This is a genomic window from Thermoplasmatales archaeon (assembly GCA_026127925.1).
In the GTDB taxonomy this organism is placed as follows: Archaea; Thermoplasmatota; Thermoplasmata; order Thermoplasmatales; family Thermoplasmataceae; genus JAKAYB01.
In genome coordinates this window covers 95,484-112,490 of sequence record JAJSLM010000003.1, presented here as the reverse complement: position 1 = coordinate 112,490, position 17,007 = coordinate 95,484, and the positions used below count along the sequence as shown (strand labels likewise).

Below are 17,007 nucleotides of genomic sequence, written 5' to 3'. Positions count from 1 at the left end.
TCTGTATTAATAAAACTCATTGCGTGTTTCTCTTTATTAGAGGCCATATGAGATAACTTTTTCCACTAATGATACGGATCTGAGCCATTGTTATTGAGAATAGTTCAATAAAGAAAACAAAAGGAAGAATAAACGCATCCTGGGGATACTTTTTCAGATAAATTCTAAGAATGTCAAAGAATATTTTTCTATTTGTAAGAACCATGGTGCTCATGACAAGTGGGTCCATTTTCATATTGAGGAGCTGCCTGTGTCCGAAATTGATCCTAATCCTCTGACGAATCAGGTCATAAGTGTTCAATGGCAAAAAATTGTGCACTATCGCGCCTGCATTATAAACCACATAATATCCACTGCTTCTGGCTGAGAGACAAAGATATGCATCATCATTCACTACGAGAGGGAGAGTTTTGAGCAGGGACCTCCTGATTCCTATAAATTCTCCACCGTGAACATTCATTCCCCTTGCAGAAAGGTACGACAGTTGAATGTCATGGAGCTTCCATATTATCGCCCCAAGGGTGCCGTGCATTCCCCGCTCTTTCCTTGGTTGAACCTTGGGAACGACTACACCAACATTATCACTGAATGAGGAGAAAGCTCTCTCAAAAATGCCGTGATCGATTTCAATATCTCCAGACATAACAAACACAAAGTCGCCGGTAACGTGAGTAAGGGCGCGGTTAAGGCATTCACATTTTCCCAATCTTTCTTCGTTCTCCTCCAGAATCAACCGCTTATCCTGGATTCCCTTAAGTGATTTCGATTCCCCGTTATGCCCTCCGTACATAACGACAACGCGTGACACATCGGAGACGAGAATTTCCTTAACTAGTCTGTAAAGGGTGAAACCATCATCATAGCTTATTACTACCGCGGTAAATTCATTCATTTATGCCCTCCTCCTTCATCAGGCGATTCATTTTTCTGTATCTTTCCGATTCGAGATAGAAATGGTGTAGACCAAGAATCGTTTCGAATTGATCATCAGGCGGTCCTTCACGGCGGATCTTGCTGTTTGTATACATGGATTTAAGCTCCAGCCAGCAGGAAAGAACAAAGAAGCAGCCTTCCTCGATTATGCCTAAACGGGCATTTCTGGTCTTATTTGAGTATCTTTCCCCGGTTAAATTTTTGCGGGGTAGGGAATAAACATCTCTTATTCTTGGCGAATTGGATATCAAATCTTCGTAATATTCCTGGCCAAATATACTGACAACATTAACAGAATCCTTCAGGGGCAGACCTGAAATCTTTTCCTTAAAATAACTGACTACAAATCTATCATCAAAGGCAAGGCTTATGCATATGTCTTTATTTCGAAACAGCCTTCTTGTTATAAACGCCTTTAGCAACCCACTCCACAACCTGTTCGTTCTGGTAATGAGGAAGATATCTATGTCATCCTCAGCTTTAGGCTTATAGGAAACAGAGCCTGAAACACCCGCAAAGAGAATATCTTTTTTGGATAGTCTGTTAACAAATCGTCTTGCAATCGCAAGTTTTTCCTCCTTGATAGCCTCTTCAAAACTGAAATCTTCTACCGAGTTTCGCCCAAGGGACGGAGGGTATTCTAACATCACGTCATCTACAATTCTGAATATAACCGCATACGATATTTATATCTTTTGTGAATCTAGGGATTACACCGTCGCTGCACTAAATTGGATTCCCAATCCTTATAAACCGCGATTAATTCTTAATTCTGTATTTCAATGAATGATTTTTCTCAACTTGACTTTGAGAAGCTGTGGAGCGGTCGCGATAATGTCACAAGGGTCGAGAATGCAATAATCCTTTCAATGATTAAATCACATACTGGCTCCACGGCTCTCGAGATTGGGGCCGGAAAAGGAAGGATTGCAAATGTAATTTCAGATTATTTTGGGACATATTTTGCCCTTGACTACATTCCAGAATTTTTAATGGATATCCAGGTTAAAGATGATCAGAAAAAGATTATCAAAATAAGAGGGAATCTGTATAAGATGCCCGTATCAGACAATTCAATAGATGTTGTTTTGATGATACGCGTATTCAATTTCCTGGACGAACCGCAGAAAGCACTTGACGAAATCTATCGGGTCATAAGGCCAGGTGGAATAGCGGTAATTAGCTTCTTCAATACGGGATCTGTATCAGAAATATTCGACACGCTGTTCAGAAACGAGAATGATGAATATGACCATGCGAGATCGATGAAAAGGGACAAGGTTAGGGTTCGTCGATCAAACTTTACGGAATACTTTTATTCAAGAGCGCTGTTTAGGCATATGGCCCAAAACTCAGGTTTTTTTATTCGTGAAATTCGCGTTTCAGGAATGGAAGATTACAGACCCTTCAAGTATTTTCCATGGCAATTCTTTGCCGGACTTTCCGATATTCTGAAGTTTTCTAAATTCATACCGCACACATTTGTTTTGATGAGTAAATCCGGAAAAGACAATGATTTGGTCTTTTATGAGGAGGATATCCTGTGCTGTCCAGACTGTCATTCTTCCATAAATTTAGATTCTTTATTTTCGTGCAGTGAAGTCGAGTGCACCAACTGCCACCACAGAGTCGGATTCAGAGACGGGATAATATTTTCCTGAGGACAAGCGAATCGGTAAGGAGTCGATTACTTAATTAAGTGGATAGCATCCATAGTTTACTATACATTATTATAGCTAGTCATAGTAAAATTTAACTATACGCATATAATTAAATCAATGTGAAGACAACTATCCAAATTAAAAAGGACCTTAAGGAAAAGCTCAATGCTTTGAGACTCTACCCAAACGAGTCTTACGATTCAGTCATAAGAAGACTTTCAGAACTGGCAGAGGACGAAGAACCTCTTTCCAAAGATACAATTGAGAAGATAGAAATGTCCCTGAAGGACATTAAAGAGGGTAGGGTATACACAATAGATGAAGTGAGGAAGAGGCTAAAAATTGCCTGATTACGAGGTAAAATGGAGAGAGACAACTGCCCGGTTGTTAGAGAAAATGGAAAAGGCTGACGCAAAAAGAATTTTGGAAAAGTGAAGCTTGTCAGCAAGAACCCGTTTCATTACATTAAACGCATGAAGGGAGTCCCACTTTATAGTTTGAGAATCGGAAAGTACAGGGTAATCATAAGTATAGAAAGGAATAAACTCGTAATCCTTGTGGTTGATGTGGGAAACAGGAATAACGTTTATGATGACTTGTAAATCCCAGCTAAGTACATTTAGACAGGTTTTGACATTCTGGTCCATGTCTTATAGAATTCTTCTGATAATCCTAAAACCTTTACAAATCCGCTTTTCTCGTAAAATTTGATAGTCGGTTTATTAATCAGCGGTGTATCTACGACAATATCTTTCAATCGATCTTTTGGTATTCCCCTTAACAGAAAGCTACCGACCCCTTTTCTTCTGTAGTGAGAATCGACTACTATCTCTTCGATATAAAAATCCCCTAACGAACAGCTATGCTCAGAGAGGATGTCAGTCTTGCCGCTTCCAGCCAGCCATCCCGCAATTATTGAATTGATCTCAGCGACCAGACACAGATAAACATCCTTTTTCACATAATCCTCACCGATACTTTTATCAATGATCAATTGAGCATTCTTAGAGGAAGAGTTGTTAATAGTCAGATACGGACTTAGCGAATTTTTCAGCATAATGTACATGCTTTCAATGTCTGTTTCTACGGGCTTTCTTAACAAAAGTTTTGTAGCATTCATTCTATATTTATAGCTTTGATGTATTAACGTTTTGGTCAAGAATTCTGCGTTGGAACTAGACGAATCAAGTGGAAAAAGATAAGGTAGGTGGCTATCCAATATTCATTCCAGCAGTTTTTGACCCATGACCATTAGAAAGTGATCTCCGAGAAACTTCGTCGGCCACACTCCTGAAAGCTTTTCATCCAGCCAGTTCATTTGTCTGTACCGGTTCTTTATGAACGGAAACAATTTCTTGTAATTTGATGGCGGAAATATAACAGGAACGCCAATTATCTCGCTTACATTGAAGTAGTCGCTAAATATACGAAAGAATTCCGAAGGCGTAAATGAATAGACATCGATACAGAATCTCGACCTACCTTCAGGTACCGGATTCCTGAACCTCCATGAAAGCTGGTTAAATTTCATGGAAGAGAGCTGGATCATAAGTTCAGATAAACAGAATTTATTATACACTCCGGCCACGAAATGGCCATCTTTCTTCAGAAGCAAACTGAGGGGTCTTGCCATCTTTTCAATGTGTGGTTCGCAATTAAGAGCCCCATAGGTAGAGTATCCGAGATCGAACATTTGTTCTCCTTCCTCACGCAAAAGGATATCGATCATGGATGCACTCATCTTTCTCGTTTCAAGCTTATCGTTTAAGCCTTCCAATTTTGCTTTCTCTTTAATATTTTGAAGCATCCTTCCAGAGATGTCTACGGCGAGCACGCTATGACCATCTTTAAGCAATTCCAGAGTTTCTGCGCCTGTGCCGCAACCTATCTCGAGGATACTGCTGTTTTTTGGAAGGTATTGCCTCAAGACCTTGAGGGATCTGTTCCGAAGTAATACGTTTACTATGTTGCCGAATATGTGTTCGTCATAATCATCTGCAACCGTGTCAAACTCCTCTTCAAGCCATTCGTAGTAGTTCTCCTTATCCAAGCCACCATCTATTCCGAGCTTTATCTTTATGATCCTTGAAGGATGGGAAAAGTACTTTGATACATATGCGTCTCCGTATTTGTTGGTAAATTTTTGAATTACTTCCCTTTTCTCTGTAAGATCCCCGATCAAATACGGCACTCCTTTCCGCTTCTGTCCCATCAGGTCCAATGCAGCACTGCGTTCCCTTAGGATATGGGAAGGCCATCTTGCACCTGAATCGGTAGAAATGACGAATATGGTGTCGTCTTCATAGACAAACGCAAGCCTGACCAACTTACCCCGTACATCCAGGGAGAGCGAGCTTTCATTTTCATTCTGAATTAACGTAATTGCTCTACTTAACAAATGTACGTATTAAATCTTATCCTACCTTTTCCTCTGCTAGAATGGCGTCATATATTTTGTCGATCTCGTACCCGTGATTTTCAACAACTTTGTCCCCGACGGGCCTCTTCCTGAAGAGTATTCCTTTTTTAGAAACTATGAAAAGAAAGGATCTCCTCTTCGTATCTGCACCAAGGCAAATACCCTGATTCGAGAAGAGGTATTTTACGGGAAAAAGCTCAGAATAGATCTTCAAACATCTCACCTGACTTGGTTTTGAAAGAGGAGCATGGCCCAAAAATCTCATCACTGCCTGACAATCTATTCATTCTTCCTCAGCTCCGGCTCTATGATCCTTCTGTCAATCGACCCCCACTTTCTTGGATTGGAATAACCGTTCAGCAATTTGAGGTAATAGATCGGTGAATAGAGAAAGTTCTTCTTGCTCTTACTGTTGATGTGCATCATGAATACGACCGTTAATGCGTTTACCAGTTGCCTGAAATGACCAGAAGGTGTGAACCTTATCTGTGCCCCCTGCCATTCAGGCCAGTAGCGGTACTTTCTGTATGTGGACCGGTGGATCATGGAATCCCTCACATAACGAACCTTCAGGGAATTCTTTCTCATCAGTTCTTCAAAATAGAAAGTCTCCCGGCCCTGGATGCTATCTGGCATATCGATCTTTTTCAGAAGTTCGAGAGGCATAAGCGTTAGCCCCAGTGGGATACCGAAGAGAAAATCGTGCCCGAGGGCACACCCAACAACGGCTCCAGTGTTCTTTATCTTAAATAGTTCCTTGGCATCTTTAGCGAAGTTAGGATTTACTATAGTGATATCGCCGTCAACGAAGAGAACATACCTAGTTTCAGCAAGCGAAATTAACATCTTTGTTGCGTAACCCAGGCCAACCTCTTCCTCGTGTACTTCTGCACCAAAACTTTTCGCTATGGAAACCGTATCATCGGTGCTGTTATGATCCGCAACAATTATTTTTCTTTTTGGGATGTGGTTCTCTACCGAAGTCAGACAATCGCGTATGGTGTCGCCCGAGTTAAATGTCCGGATAAGAACGTCCATCTCTTCAGGATTCGAAATACCCATCACTGTAAACATGCAAAATAGGGATATCTACTTTATTGATCTCACGAAATGAATAATCAATTTTTGTTAACGATTCCAATGATCATAACTTCTTATCCTCATTGAGGCCTATGCTGTTGATCACCTTTCCAGAATTTCCGTCGACGACTATAGATATTTCTTTAGATTTATAGGAAAACTTCGCAAACCATACAGGGACATGAATTAATTCCGGATCGGAAACATCATCCTGGGTCACGATCTTCTGAACCATGTGATGTTGTTGATGGACTTTCTGGCTCTGGAGTTGATCGACGTATGTCTTTGCCTCGTACTTTGCTGCATCTTCTCCTATCTCCCCATTCAGAACCTTTATGCCCTTTGGGACCTTTGATATGTCAAATGGTATTCTTTCATCCAGGTTGAAGGAGAAATCCTTCGGCTGGTATTCCAGTAGCCCCTTCACTGCAACTACAGGATAGTTGTAATTCTGGTCATATGTGTAGGCTCTAAGGTTTCCTCCTCCCATGCCCATTCCTCCACCGATCATACCCCCCATTAGAGCGCCATCCATCATTCCCATACCCATTCCTCTGCGTCCGCCCATGGCCCCGCCCATGAGGCTCATAAGTGCAACGCTGCCAGCCACTGTTCCGATGGTCGACGCTTCGCTTACTGCTGTGTACTGCGTCCTTGCCGACACAGTTACGACCCAGTATGGAATGTATGCAAGGCTTACCTGTTCAAGCTTGGATTCTTCCTCGAGGTGGCGCCTCAAAAGGCCACGATCCATATATCCCTTGAGGACGTTGACAAGAGAATCCTGGTCCGGGATCTTCAGAGGAAGCATGGAATTCTTTTCTATATTCTTCCATCCGTTCGTATTTAGGCATATACTTGCTCCGCAGTATTCACAGGTTATAACCATCTCACCGAACTGTGGTTTCAACGGGGCTCCGCAGCTCGGGCACTTGAGTTCTTGTGCATCAGGTGGGGCCACAACCTGGACAGTCTGTCCCTGAGAAGGCGATCCACCGCTATTACCCTGTGATTGACCAACCTTATATCCACATTTCGGGCAAAATACTGCATCATCTGGTATCTGTGCTCCACATTTTTCACAAAACATACTCTCACCTATAGTTTAGCACCGCAATTTGGGCAAAATTTAGTACCTGCAGGGGATTCGAAGCCACAGCTGGGGCATTTAGTCATCTGAGGAACAAGGCTCGTACCGCAATTCGGACAGAACTTTGTGCCAGGCGGTGACTCCGTTCCACATTTTGGACACTTGATCGCCCCCTGATTCTGCGCTCCCTGCAAGGGAGCCCCACAGTTAGGACAGAATGTCGAGTTTATCGGTACAATTGCACCGCATTTCGGACATGCCTTCGTCTGTTGCTGCTGAAGTCCGCCAGACATACCGCCCATCATCTGGCCACCCATGGCGTAACCCATTCCAGCACCAGCACCAAGGCCTATACCTATTCCAGCGCCTGCACCCGCTACACCCGTCGGATTCTTAGCCGCATCAACCATAGCTTTGCCAGCCTGTAACTGAAGATAGTTCACGCCAAGCACAGACATCTCCGATCTCTTATCCACTGCTTTCTGTACCTCATCTGGCAGGTTTATGTTAAGCCCAGAAATTTTGTTTATCTCCACTCCGTACTGCTGGAATTGATCAGGAGCTTCTGCAAGAACAACCTGCTCAATATTGAGAAGGTTTGCAGGTATGTCCGTAACTTTCAGACCCTTCTCTTTCATCTTTCCAAGGGCATTATAGATGAGAATGACCATCTGGTCCTTCATCCTGTCTTCAACCTGATCGGTGGTTTCGAGATTAAAAGTTCCGACAAATTGATTTATGAAATTCTCAGGATTCGATATCTTCCATCGATATTCTCCGTAGACCTTCAGGCTGACAATGCCAAACGTGGGGTCTGTAAACTGATATGGCTCAGTGCTCCCAAATTTTCCATCCAGATAACGCCTCTGAATGTAGTACACCTCAGCTTGTTGCTGGACTCCGGTAAAAAATTTCAGGAGACCCTGCACTACAGGAGCGTTAAAGTCTGTAAGGGCATACCTGTTCGGTTGATCAAAATAAGTAAGGACTTTACCATCCCTGTAGAAAACTGCGGTCTCATCTTCCCGTACGACTATGTTATCGTTTAGCCTAATGAGCCTCGGGACCTTCCACATAATGTTGCCTTCCTTAAACTGTGTTTCCCAGGCAATTGTGATTGAACCGAGCACGCTTCCCCCTTTGTCTGGTATAATCTTTGATTTTTTACCTATCATATATCCTCACATCCACTCATTTTAAAATGATTTTCTCAACACTTTCTATTCTCTTCTCCCAGTTCGTCCTGGTAGCCGCGATCAAATCCTGAACCGATCGCATTTGCTTTTGGATCGAAGCAACGTCGTTACTGTCCACAAATGAGGAAATGTCTGATGACTTCTCCAGGTTGGAAGCAGAATCAAGAAAGTTATAGTCGTATTGATAAAGATCTTTTAACTTGGAATCATCAATCCTTATTGATGGAGATATTCCCGTATACCCCTGGGCTGAATGCAGGATCTCGCCGTCTAGCTGCTGAAGCTCAGATAGAACTGATCCGATCGCAGTGAGATCCTGAAAATCCCCCTCTTGAGCCATGCGGCTTCTGGCCATTTTCAGATTGTTCATGGCATTTTGCAGGTTCGAGGAAACCTGCTTGCGAAGGAGGGCATCCGCCACTCTCAGATCATCGCCCATACGGTAGGCCCTGAATCCGGGAATAAGAAGCTGTAATTTCTTTATAATTCCCATATTTTCTGAAACTACGTCCTCGATGTTTGGATCATGATCATTGGATTCCATTTTCTCTTGACTAGAGATATTCCAATCAGAATAAATATTTATCTTAATACCCATTTGGATATTACCTATGAGCGTGGATGCTTTTGTCTAACAAATTTTATTAACAATAATTTCAGTCGAGGTTTGTGAAAAGATGGATCCAGATAACGATGATATTCAAGATAGATTTTTGTTTTCGCATCTTTCTTGAATCCCTGCTTCCATATTCCGCGATAGATTCGATCCAAGGGAACATCTGCATTGATCCGCGTCTATATAAGCGATATTCTTAATCAACAGCTCTGTTTAAAAGGAAACCTGAAAACAAGGCAATTGAAAGTCCAGCGATTTAAATGTGGACAAACGCAGGAAAAGACGTGAGATGATAAAGCAATATCCCAACTACTAGGCCGATGAAAAATAGGAATCCAAAATTCCTGTTATATATGAAAGCTGAACCAACAAACCATAATGGCCAAGCCTCTTTCGGATAATTTTCTGGCGGCGATTCTGGCCTTGACTCACTAAAGAATTTGATGGTTTTATAATAAGTCCCAAGAGTGAGAAAAACAAGGAGAGTTGGCCATGGAAGTATACCGAGAATAACAAATAACGGTGTAATTATGAGCATTGCAGTCAGTAATACTATCGTAACATATCTTGCAGGCTTTTCTCCAAGAATAACGGGCAGTGTCCTTATCTTCTTAAATGAATCATATTTTATCTTGTCTATGTGCTTCCCAAAGATAACTAACGTAGTGCCAAGCGCATAGGGTAATGAAGCCAAGACAACAAACCAAGAGAATACTCCTGTCACGATAAAGTAGGCACCTCCCACCATCAGCGGACCCCACGTTATAAAGACTGCAACTTCACCTAGACCAAATCTCTTTAATGGAAAAGGCCCACCTGAATATAGTGTTATGATCAAAAGACCAAGTGCGATAAGCACAATGACGATATAACCACGAACATAAACAAGATACCCGCCTATTACAAGACCTATTACTGTTGTTATAATCGCCCACTTCAGAAGCTGTTTCTCTGAAAGTAATCCGGAAACAATGGGTTGTGGGCCATATTTTGCCCTAAAATAATTGTCTGTGTCAACACCTTCCCTATAGTCCCAGTAATCATTAAATAGGTTACTTGCCGCATGTGAAATCACGAGACCAACGATAACTAGGATCGAAAGAAGTGCATTGGAATAACCGTAGAGAACAGCAAAGAGTACGCCCAGTAATCCACTAATAAAAGTCATTACGAGAACTGCTGAACGTGAAGCGACCAGCCATCGGGAAAATATATCGAGTTTCCCAAATTCCTGCTTACTAACTTTAGGAATAGAATAAGTCAGGTACAGCCAGTATCTAGGTCCCCCTTCAGACATAAAATGCTATGTCCTGATTAAATAAAACGTTTATCTCCATAAAAGCAACACGGATACAAACTGTCAATAATTGTAGTAAACAAGAACTAGAAATTCGCGCGCATAGGCTATCTAAGAAAATATTATCAGAGGTTAGCGACGTTTTCTGGTTTTTTTAGTTTTCTTTTTCGTATCCTTCTTAGGAGGTTTCCAGAGCCCCTTGTACTCCCCTCTTTTACCGTACTTTGTGTTCCTCTGCCGAATGGCGTAATATTTTCCATTTGCAGAATTCAGTACTCTCTTTCTCGGTTTTGTTGACTTTTTCTTTGCTGGAATATTAACCTCCCCCTATATATACAGTTATAGGATTCACAATATAATAATTTCTGCTTAAAATCTACAAAATTTAAACCGAACGCGTGTCTTCATAATATTTCATTACAGAGAATTCTCAAAAGAAATGAGTTGTCTGCGGATTAAGTTAACCTACTTCAAAGAGAAGTTGGATAATGATTTCAAGTGTGCATGCTTTTACGATGTAAATAGCACTCGACGGGAATAAACCTATAACACTGGTAATACCCACGTTTTAAATTCGTGTTTTAAATTTGTATCTTATATAAATCGTAAGAGGAGCGTATAGGCAAAAATATAAACAACATTGTCCTATGTATTTCAAAACTTACGTGGAAAGTACCTATTATGGGAGATCTTAAATTTCACATTTCAAAGAATCCTTACCTTTACACCACCATTTCGATTTCGTTAATCTTCTCGATCATTTTTTCTTTTTATACCGTGACGAAGTATCTATCGCTGAACGCATCTGCATTCGATTTAGGTTTAGAGGCACAAATCTATGCGACTACTATGCATGGTGAGTTCTTCTACACGTCACTTTTGGGCGAGAGCTATCTTGCCGAACATTTTTCACCAATCGTGTTTCTGATTTATCCCATTTACTATTTCTTCCCTTCCCCAGAAACCTTATTGATACTGCAGAGCTTTGTAATTGGTTTTTCGGCTATTCCATTATTTTTGCTTTCGACCGAATTAATGAAAAGACGTTTTAATGTTAACCCAAACGTGACAGGTATTGTTTCTGTAATTCTTTCTACTGCGTATCTGCTTTCTCCATACACAGAGAGTCCACTAAGTTTTGACTTTCATCTTATGCCTTTCTTAATTTTTCTTGTTCCACTCTCGTACTATTTGTTCTTAAGAAAACGGTGGCTGTCTGAAGGCATAACTCTGGCGCTAATAGTTGCACTTCATTCCGCCTTTGTGATCATGGTCATCTTCATTCTCCTTTCTCAACTTTGGATAATTATGAGAGACAGAAAGGGAACCAGAGCTAAGATTTCCTATCTTAATACTTCACTTTCCTTTAACACAAAAGTACTGCTTCTATCTCTCATCGCTACTGCAATTTTATATTTCATACTTGCTCCTTCAGTTAAAGTGTTTATAGCAACTGGAAGCTTCCAGCTACATCCAACTTATGTTGCTGTTTCATCCTCACCATCTCATAGTCTCTCTGGACTGATTACTTTGCTTTTTACAAATCCGAAAGTTATAGCAGGGTACCTATTTTCAAATTATCATTATAAAATTGGTTTTGCGTTCTATGCTTTTGCTGGAACGGGCTTTATTTGTTTTCTTGATCCGGTACTGTTGATAACAACCATACCTTATTTTGTTTACTCTTACTTTTCTTTTTACTTATCCTATTATCAACTTGGATACCAGTACAGCGCTATGTTAATTCCATTCGTTTTTGTAATAACGGCTTTCGCAATTTCTAGGACGATTGAAAGGCTCAGCAAACACCGAATAGGTAAAATACTAACTCCCGGGAGAGCAATTGCACTGTTTATAGTTTTGATATTGGCAGGGACAATTTTCGAATTTCCTATGACACCACTTGCACCGCCTTCAATGTTTGTTCAGCATGGAACCATGGCTAATTTCCCATCTTACCATTATGACGTAGGATCAAAAACTGCGTTCCTTTTGCAGAAAGAAATAGGTAATGGCCAACCTTACTTATTAACTACAAACAACATCTTCCCAGTCTTTTCGAATGACAAGAATGCGTACGCTGACGCATTCATTAGCGGAGCTTACTTTAAAAATATGATTTGTGATTATAAGTTTGAGTACCTTGTGAATCAACCAGGAAATGGATGGTCGAATGCAGGATATCCCAGCTTAAATTCACTTGCTTCAAATACAACATTTATATCACACTATGGGATTTTAATGAGATCATTCGGACCTTCTTCAGTTATTGTCTACAAGTTAAACTATTCTGGCCCTACACTAATTGTAGATTAATAATAAGCGAAATTTTTAGAAGAAAACTAACCTCCGATAGTAATGATAAGATTTAGTTAAGGAGAATACAGTAAAAGCAATTAATAGGCTTCTTGTTATCCTCTCTTAAGAATGCCCGATAAGCCCCTTATTACAGTGTTAATAACATGCTACAATAGAAAAGAATTTCTGATTGACGCTGTTAGCAGCGCCTTAAATCAGACGCTCCCAAAGCAATATTATGAAATACTTGTCGTAAAGAACTTTCACGACAAGGGTATAGACAAATTTCTTGATAAACACAATATAAAGTACTTTACGAAAGACGGATCTGAGCATTTTTTCCTTGAATTCGGATTACGAAATGCAAGCGGCCAAATTTTATCGTTTCTTGACGACGATCTCTTCGAACCGGATAAATTGAAAATAGTTAATGAAACTTTTAAAAATACTGAAATTTCTTATTATCACAATAATTTTGAGCCTTTTATGGCAGGCCGAGTGTTCAAGGAAAAGACAGTTACTCCACCCAACCAAACGACGTTGTTGATAAAAAATTCCGACAAACTCAAAAAAATATACTGGCTTGAACATATGCTAGCTTATGAAAACAATTCTTCCATTTCAGTCCGGAAGAATATAATCGAGCCCTGGCTTAATCAGAGCGAAAAACAGATTGAGTTGCCAGAGACCAACATTGATAGATTCCTATATCTATGCGCTTTATTATCTGACAAAAGTATGTATATAGACAATCGTAAATTAACCTATTACAGACTCCATGAAAATCAAACCAGCGCCCTTATACGCAATAATTTTGATTCGCTTTTGCAAAAAAAGTTGGAATTTATTGAAAAAAGTTTAGTCGCGCACAACAGAATGGCAAAAATGTCCAACGGCTCATTATTCGCCAATTATCTAAAAACGAGATTAACGAATCTAAAAATTGCCTATAATTTTTGGAGTTTAACTAAAAAATATAGCATTGGATTGGAAGATTACAAGCTATATCTCAAGGAACACGATATTTATGAAATTCCAAGGATTGCAGTTTTGAGCTCACCCACTTTCTTAAGAAGGGCGATAATTAAATTGATTTATCATGTTTGATCTTTAAAATGTGCTAACATATTATATGAACTTATCTATTGTATATAATTGTTCCACAATGCTTTGCATCATTCTCATTAATCGTTCCACGAAATTAACGCTCTAATCACTAGTCAGGAATTTTTTTTATCTACTTTGAATATTTGGAATCCATGGAAACTTACGTTAAAAATTTTCAGCACGTAATAATTAACTTTTGGCATCCTCACACTGCCATTTATCGGTATGTAACCTTCTTGTCTGAAGTTGGTGCTTCAACGCAGATCAATGTTGTAGATAATAGAGTAAAATAGATCGAATCTCATTCAGGCACTGATTTCTATGGTAAGTTTTCTAAGAGTTTTTTGAATGTTTTATTTCCAAGATATGCCCATAGCGATTTGACCAATTATCTTAAGGGTCTAGATACAGATCACACCATATTTCACTATGCGTCCCAGAGGGATGTTATGTTTAACTATGAAGCCAAAACACTTTTTACAGTGCACGATAATCCATTTTCACTTTTCAAAACCGACCTTTATTTTAACGGCAATGACAACATAAGAATTCAAAAGCTACATAGAATACTCGGAAAATTCATTTTCGATCCCAACTGTCTAAGGTCTCCATACATTACTACTAACACTGATTATGTCAAGAATTCACTCATAAGATATGGATATAGAGGAAAGATCGAAACAATACACCATCCTATTTCCAATATTTTCAAGGAACTTACTGAAGCAAAAGAAAAATTAAGAAGGGAACTTAATCTTCCAACTGATAAAGTATTATTACTCAGCGTTTCTACTAATGTTTTAAGAAAAAATCTGAAGTTAACTAGGGAATTGAGTAAAAGGATGGACACCAAATATAGGATTGTCAGGGTTGGTGAGGGCATTGGAGACAGCATAAATTTCAACGGTATTGATGATGTTACTCTAAATAAAATCTATAACGCTTGCGATGTACTTTTGTTTCCGAGCCTTGAAGAAGGCCAAGGACTACCGGTATCGGAAGCGTTGAGAGCAAGGCTTCCTGTTGTTGCCTCCGATATACCAGTTTTGAGAGAAATAAGTGGAGATGCTGCAATATATATAGATCCTTTTGATGTTGATTCTTATTTTAATGGAGTGAAAGAAGCACTAAACTCTAGTAACATCCTTAGAGAGAGAAAGGTTTAACACAATCAGAAAAGTATTCTTTTGATGTTTTCAAAAATAAAATGAACATGCCATATGGACGTATAGCCGGGGCTAAAAACAAAACCTAGAATAATAAATACTTCTCATTTATAATGTGATGCGAGTGATATATTCCAGATTTCAATGATTACTATTGCGTGCGACCTAAGAGATTCCGTTTTGGGCAGTGCTAATTGCATCATAAACAATCCTCCAGAAGAGATAATTCCCACAATTTAATTTCTAGTTGTCACATCGTTTTAATAGAACTGCAAATGTCGACGAAAATTTGAAAATGGAATTTCTAGCTAGAATCTTAACTGTTCATTCCTTCACTTATCGGTAAACTGATATATATGATCATAAGGATTAGGATTATTTCTTTGTTCTTGAACGCAAATTTTAATGCTTCTAGCAAAGAGACTCTGCTTTTTATATCATTAAAACCATATTTTTTTATTTCCCGCAATATCCCTATTCTTTGCTTATAAACTCTTGCTTGTATATGTTCGCTATAATCCCAACCAAAATATTGAATAAAACCGCAATACTGATGGACTAAATGTTCCATAATATCAATTCTAGATCTTGCTGACTCAATGTCATTTCCTATCTTTCTGGATATACTACTCTTGTGAATTCTAAAACCGGTTAGTTTATTCTTTAGCACTAAGATGCTCTTATCCGATTTCAAAGCCAATAAGAAGAAAAAAGTGTCCGGGGAAATATCCACGCTTTCTCTGAGGTATTTTAAATCGCCCTCCTTCATTATTCCCCTTAATATAGACATTGAGCTCAAGTTGAAATCCACACCTCGATCACTGAGGTAGCCTAAGCGTTTTCTAAACTGTGAAGGGGCTATGACGGCGTCGCGTATAATGGGCAGTCTCATGCCTATTTGAGACGCTATTTTTAGCTTATCTTCTTTAATGGGATTTTCGCTTGTGTCTATGAAAAATATGTTGTTCTTAATAAGAGAAACGTTATTGCCCGAAAACTTTTCATAAATTAACGATAATTTTTCCATAGAAAATATATCATCATCATCCAAAAAGCAAATGATCTCACCCTCAGAATTGACAATGCCAGAATAAATAAACTCTCCGAGTGTACTTTCACTTAGCATTAGGATACTCTTGTATCCAAAGGATCCTATAATAGAATCTATATCCTTATCTTCAAAGTCCTTAACTATAATGACTTCATATTTATCCTTCGAAATGTTCTGCTCTTCTAATGACTGTAAGGCTTTCAAGATATATTGCCTTCTTTGGTAAGCTGTGACTATAACTGAAATTTTCATTTGAGTAACTAAGTATGTTATAGAACGTGCATAATTAATTTTTTTTACTTAATTGTAGATACAATAGACATTTTCGTGCTCAGAACTATGACGTAATGAAACCAACTAACACTAAAAAAATGTTCAAGTATACAAATTTATCGTTGACTCCAGATATACAAAGAATTCAGTCAATCCACTATTTAGAGAACTTTGTTTAATCCATAGAGTAATAGAAGTGTTTCATTCAAGTTTTCGAAGTCACAATACGTGTTCCAGAAAAGAAAACGTGATATTGTCCTTTCAGAGAATAAATAAAGAGAAAAAATTAGAAACTGTTTTAGAAACGGCCAAAAGGTATGATGATAATTTCATAATTGCGGGTACAGTAAATGAAGGTGATCGGGAATATTACAAAAAAATTGGTCAGAGAAAAGACGGACAATGTCGATATAGTGCCTAGTCCGACAGACAAAGAAAAAAGAAATCTATTCCTCACGTCTAAAGTTTTCTTGCATACAAACAGAAAAGAACATTTTGGTATTAGCATTGTCGAAGCCATGTCACATGGTTTAGTTCCTGTTGTTCCAAAATCAGGTGGACCTTGGATAGATATCATAGGAATGGGGAAATTTGGATTTGGATATTCAAATAATGAAGAACTGATACAAGTACTAGATGAGGCAATGAAAACTACACAAGCTTTTCAGAAACAAATATTAGATTCAACAGCAAGATACTCTTTCGAGCAATTCCGATTACACATTAATTCATTTGTGCTCGATCAAATGAAAAATAATAAGTTACCTTAGCTTACAAAGTCCAAAAGAAATAAGTTTAACTAAAAAGAGCATTAATCAGA

17 protein-coding genes are annotated in these 17,007 nt (G+C 39.1%); 6 read left to right on the top strand and 11 right to left on the bottom strand.

The genetic code is table 11. The features are described from left to right. Positions 1-16: 16 nt before the first annotated feature. The gene (locus LVQ96_03995; protein MCW6170315.1) at positions 17-892 is read right to left on the bottom strand and encodes a glycosyltransferase; all 876 of its coding nucleotides are present in this window, start codon (positions 890-892) and stop codon (positions 17-19) included. Beyond that, complete coding sequence (locus LVQ96_03990; protein MCW6170314.1) at positions 885-1,580, bottom strand: hypothetical protein; 696 nt, start codon at positions 1,578-1,580, stop codon at positions 885-887. Before LVQ96_03990 ends, LVQ96_03995 begins: the two co-directional genes overlap by 8 nt. Positions 1,581-1,715: 135 nt before the next feature. Here LVQ96_03990 and LVQ96_03985 point away from each other — a divergent pair, with 135 nt between their 5' ends. Continuing rightward, positions 1,716-2,594, top strand: a complete 879-nt coding sequence (locus LVQ96_03985) for a class I SAM-dependent methyltransferase (GenBank protein ID MCW6170313.1) — start codon at positions 1,716-1,718, stop codon at positions 2,592-2,594. A 119-nt stretch (positions 2,595-2,713) separates the two neighbouring features. Next, complete coding sequence (locus LVQ96_03980; GenBank protein ID MCW6170312.1) at positions 2,714-2,944, top strand: hypothetical protein; 231 nt, start codon at positions 2,714-2,716, stop codon at positions 2,942-2,944. A gap of 269 nt (positions 2,945-3,213) precedes the next feature. Here the strand turns inward: LVQ96_03980 and LVQ96_03975 are convergent, their stop codons facing one another. The 8 genes from LVQ96_03975 to LVQ96_03940 form a co-directional block, all read right to left on the bottom strand. After that, positions 3,214-3,714: a GNAT family N-acetyltransferase gene (locus LVQ96_03975; GenBank protein ID MCW6170311.1), complete on the bottom strand. Its 501-nt coding sequence runs from the start codon at positions 3,712-3,714 to the stop codon at positions 3,214-3,216. Positions 3,715-3,816: 102 nt separating this feature from the next. Beyond that, the gene (locus LVQ96_03970; protein MCW6170310.1) at positions 3,817-4,992 is read right to left on the bottom strand and encodes a methyltransferase domain-containing protein; all 1,176 of its coding nucleotides are present in this window, start codon (positions 4,990-4,992) and stop codon (positions 3,817-3,819) included. A gap of 16 nt (positions 4,993-5,008) precedes the next feature. Next, complete coding sequence (locus tag LVQ96_03965; GenBank protein MCW6170309.1) at positions 5,009-5,227, bottom strand: hypothetical protein; 219 nt, start codon at positions 5,225-5,227, stop codon at positions 5,009-5,011. A 65-nt stretch (positions 5,228-5,292) separates the two neighbouring features. Continuing rightward, a complete protein-coding gene (locus LVQ96_03960; protein MCW6170308.1) occupies positions 5,293-6,075 on the bottom strand; it encodes a glycosyltransferase family 2 protein in 783 nt (260 codons plus the stop codon). An 82-nt stretch (positions 6,076-6,157) separates the two neighbouring features. Continuing rightward, entirely contained in the window at positions 6,158-7,183 is a 1,026-nt protein-coding gene (locus tag LVQ96_03955) for a zinc-ribbon domain-containing protein (GenBank protein MCW6170307.1), read from the bottom strand. Positions 7,184-7,191: 8 nt separating this feature from the next. Then, positions 7,192-8,358, bottom strand: coding sequence for an SPFH domain-containing protein (locus tag LVQ96_03950; protein ID MCW6170306.1), 1,167 nt, complete (start codon positions 8,356-8,358; stop codon positions 7,192-7,194). Between the two features lie 16 nt (positions 8,359-8,374). Continuing rightward, a complete protein-coding gene (locus tag LVQ96_03945) occupies positions 8,375-8,977 on the bottom strand; it encodes a hypothetical protein (GenBank protein ID MCW6170305.1) in 603 nt (200 codons plus the stop codon). 274 nt (positions 8,978-9,251) lie between these two features. Beyond that, positions 9,252-10,292, bottom strand: coding sequence for a prenyltransferase (locus LVQ96_03940; protein MCW6170304.1), 1,041 nt, complete (start codon positions 10,290-10,292; stop codon positions 9,252-9,254). Positions 10,293-10,973: 681 nt separating this feature from the next. Here LVQ96_03940 and LVQ96_03935 point away from each other — a divergent pair. The 3 genes from LVQ96_03935 (at position 10,974) to LVQ96_03925 (ending at position 14,863) form a co-directional block, all read left to right on the top strand. Continuing rightward, complete coding sequence (locus tag LVQ96_03935; protein MCW6170303.1) at positions 10,974-12,608, top strand: DUF2079 domain-containing protein; 1,635 nt, start codon at positions 10,974-10,976, stop codon at positions 12,606-12,608. 111 nt (positions 12,609-12,719) lie between these two features. Further along, a complete protein-coding gene (locus LVQ96_03930; GenBank protein ID MCW6170302.1) occupies positions 12,720-13,697 on the top strand; it encodes a glycosyltransferase family 2 protein in 978 nt (325 codons plus the stop codon). 449 nt (positions 13,698-14,146) lie between these two features. Next, the gene (locus LVQ96_03925) at positions 14,147-14,863 is read left to right on the top strand and encodes a glycosyltransferase (protein ID MCW6170301.1); all 717 of its coding nucleotides are present in this window, start codon (positions 14,147-14,149) and stop codon (positions 14,861-14,863) included. A 316-nt stretch (positions 14,864-15,179) separates the two neighbouring features. Here LVQ96_03925 and LVQ96_03920 read toward each other — a convergent pair whose 3' ends face one another. Beyond that, positions 15,180-16,166, bottom strand: a complete 987-nt coding sequence (locus tag LVQ96_03920) for a glycosyltransferase family 2 protein (GenBank protein ID MCW6170300.1) — start codon at positions 16,164-16,166, stop codon at positions 15,180-15,182. A gap of 371 nt (positions 16,167-16,537) precedes the next feature. Between LVQ96_03920 and LVQ96_03915 the strand changes: the two genes are divergently transcribed. Beyond that, the gene (locus LVQ96_03915; GenBank protein MCW6170299.1) at positions 16,538-16,957 is read left to right on the top strand and encodes a glycosyltransferase; all 420 of its coding nucleotides are present in this window, start codon (positions 16,538-16,540) and stop codon (positions 16,955-16,957) included. Positions 16,958-17,007: the final 50 nt, after the last annotated feature.

Bases quoted from the DNA above. Each gene is read 5' to 3' on its own strand.
- LVQ96_03950 (MCW6170306.1), bottom strand. From the start codon at position 8,358: ATGATAGGTAAAAAATCAAAGATTATACCAGACAAAGGGGGAAGCGTG.
- LVQ96_03935 (MCW6170303.1), top strand. From the start codon at position 10,974: ATGGGAGATCTTAAATTTCACATTTCAAAGAATCCTTACCTTTACACC.
- LVQ96_03930 (MCW6170302.1), top strand. From the start codon at position 12,720: ATGCCCGATAAGCCCCTTATTACAGTGTTAATAACATGCTACAATAGA.
- LVQ96_03960 (MCW6170308.1), bottom strand. From the start codon at position 6,075: ATGGGTATTTCGAATCCTGAAGAGATGGACGTTCTTATCCGGACATTT.
- LVQ96_03945 (MCW6170305.1), bottom strand. From the start codon at position 8,977: ATGGGTATTAAGATAAATATTTATTCTGATTGGAATATCTCTAGTCAA.
- LVQ96_03940 (MCW6170304.1), bottom strand. From the start codon at position 10,292: ATGTCTGAAGGGGGACCTAGATACTGGCTGTACCTGACTTATTCTATT.
- LVQ96_03915 (MCW6170299.1), top strand. From the start codon at position 16,538: ATGAAGGTGATCGGGAATATTACAAAAAAATTGGTCAGAGAAAAGACG.
- LVQ96_03990 (MCW6170314.1), bottom strand. From the start codon at position 1,580: ATGTTAGAATACCCTCCGTCCCTTGGGCGAAACTCGGTAGAAGATTTC.
- LVQ96_03995 (MCW6170315.1), bottom strand. From the start codon at position 892: ATGAATGAATTTACCGCGGTAGTAATAAGCTATGATGATGGTTTCACC.
- LVQ96_03920 (MCW6170300.1), bottom strand. From the start codon at position 16,166: ATGAAAATTTCAGTTATAGTCACAGCTTACCAAAGAAGGCAATATATC.
- LVQ96_03955 (MCW6170307.1), bottom strand. From the start codon at position 7,183: ATGTTTTGTGAAAAATGTGGAGCACAGATACCAGATGATGCAGTATTT.
- LVQ96_03925 (MCW6170301.1), top strand. From the start codon at position 14,147: ATGTTTAACTATGAAGCCAAAACACTTTTTACAGTGCACGATAATCCA.
- LVQ96_03975 (MCW6170311.1), bottom strand. From the start codon at position 3,714: ATGAATGCTACAAAACTTTTGTTAAGAAAGCCCGTAGAAACAGACATT.
- LVQ96_03985 (MCW6170313.1), top strand. From the start codon at position 1,716: ATGAATGATTTTTCTCAACTTGACTTTGAGAAGCTGTGGAGCGGTCGC.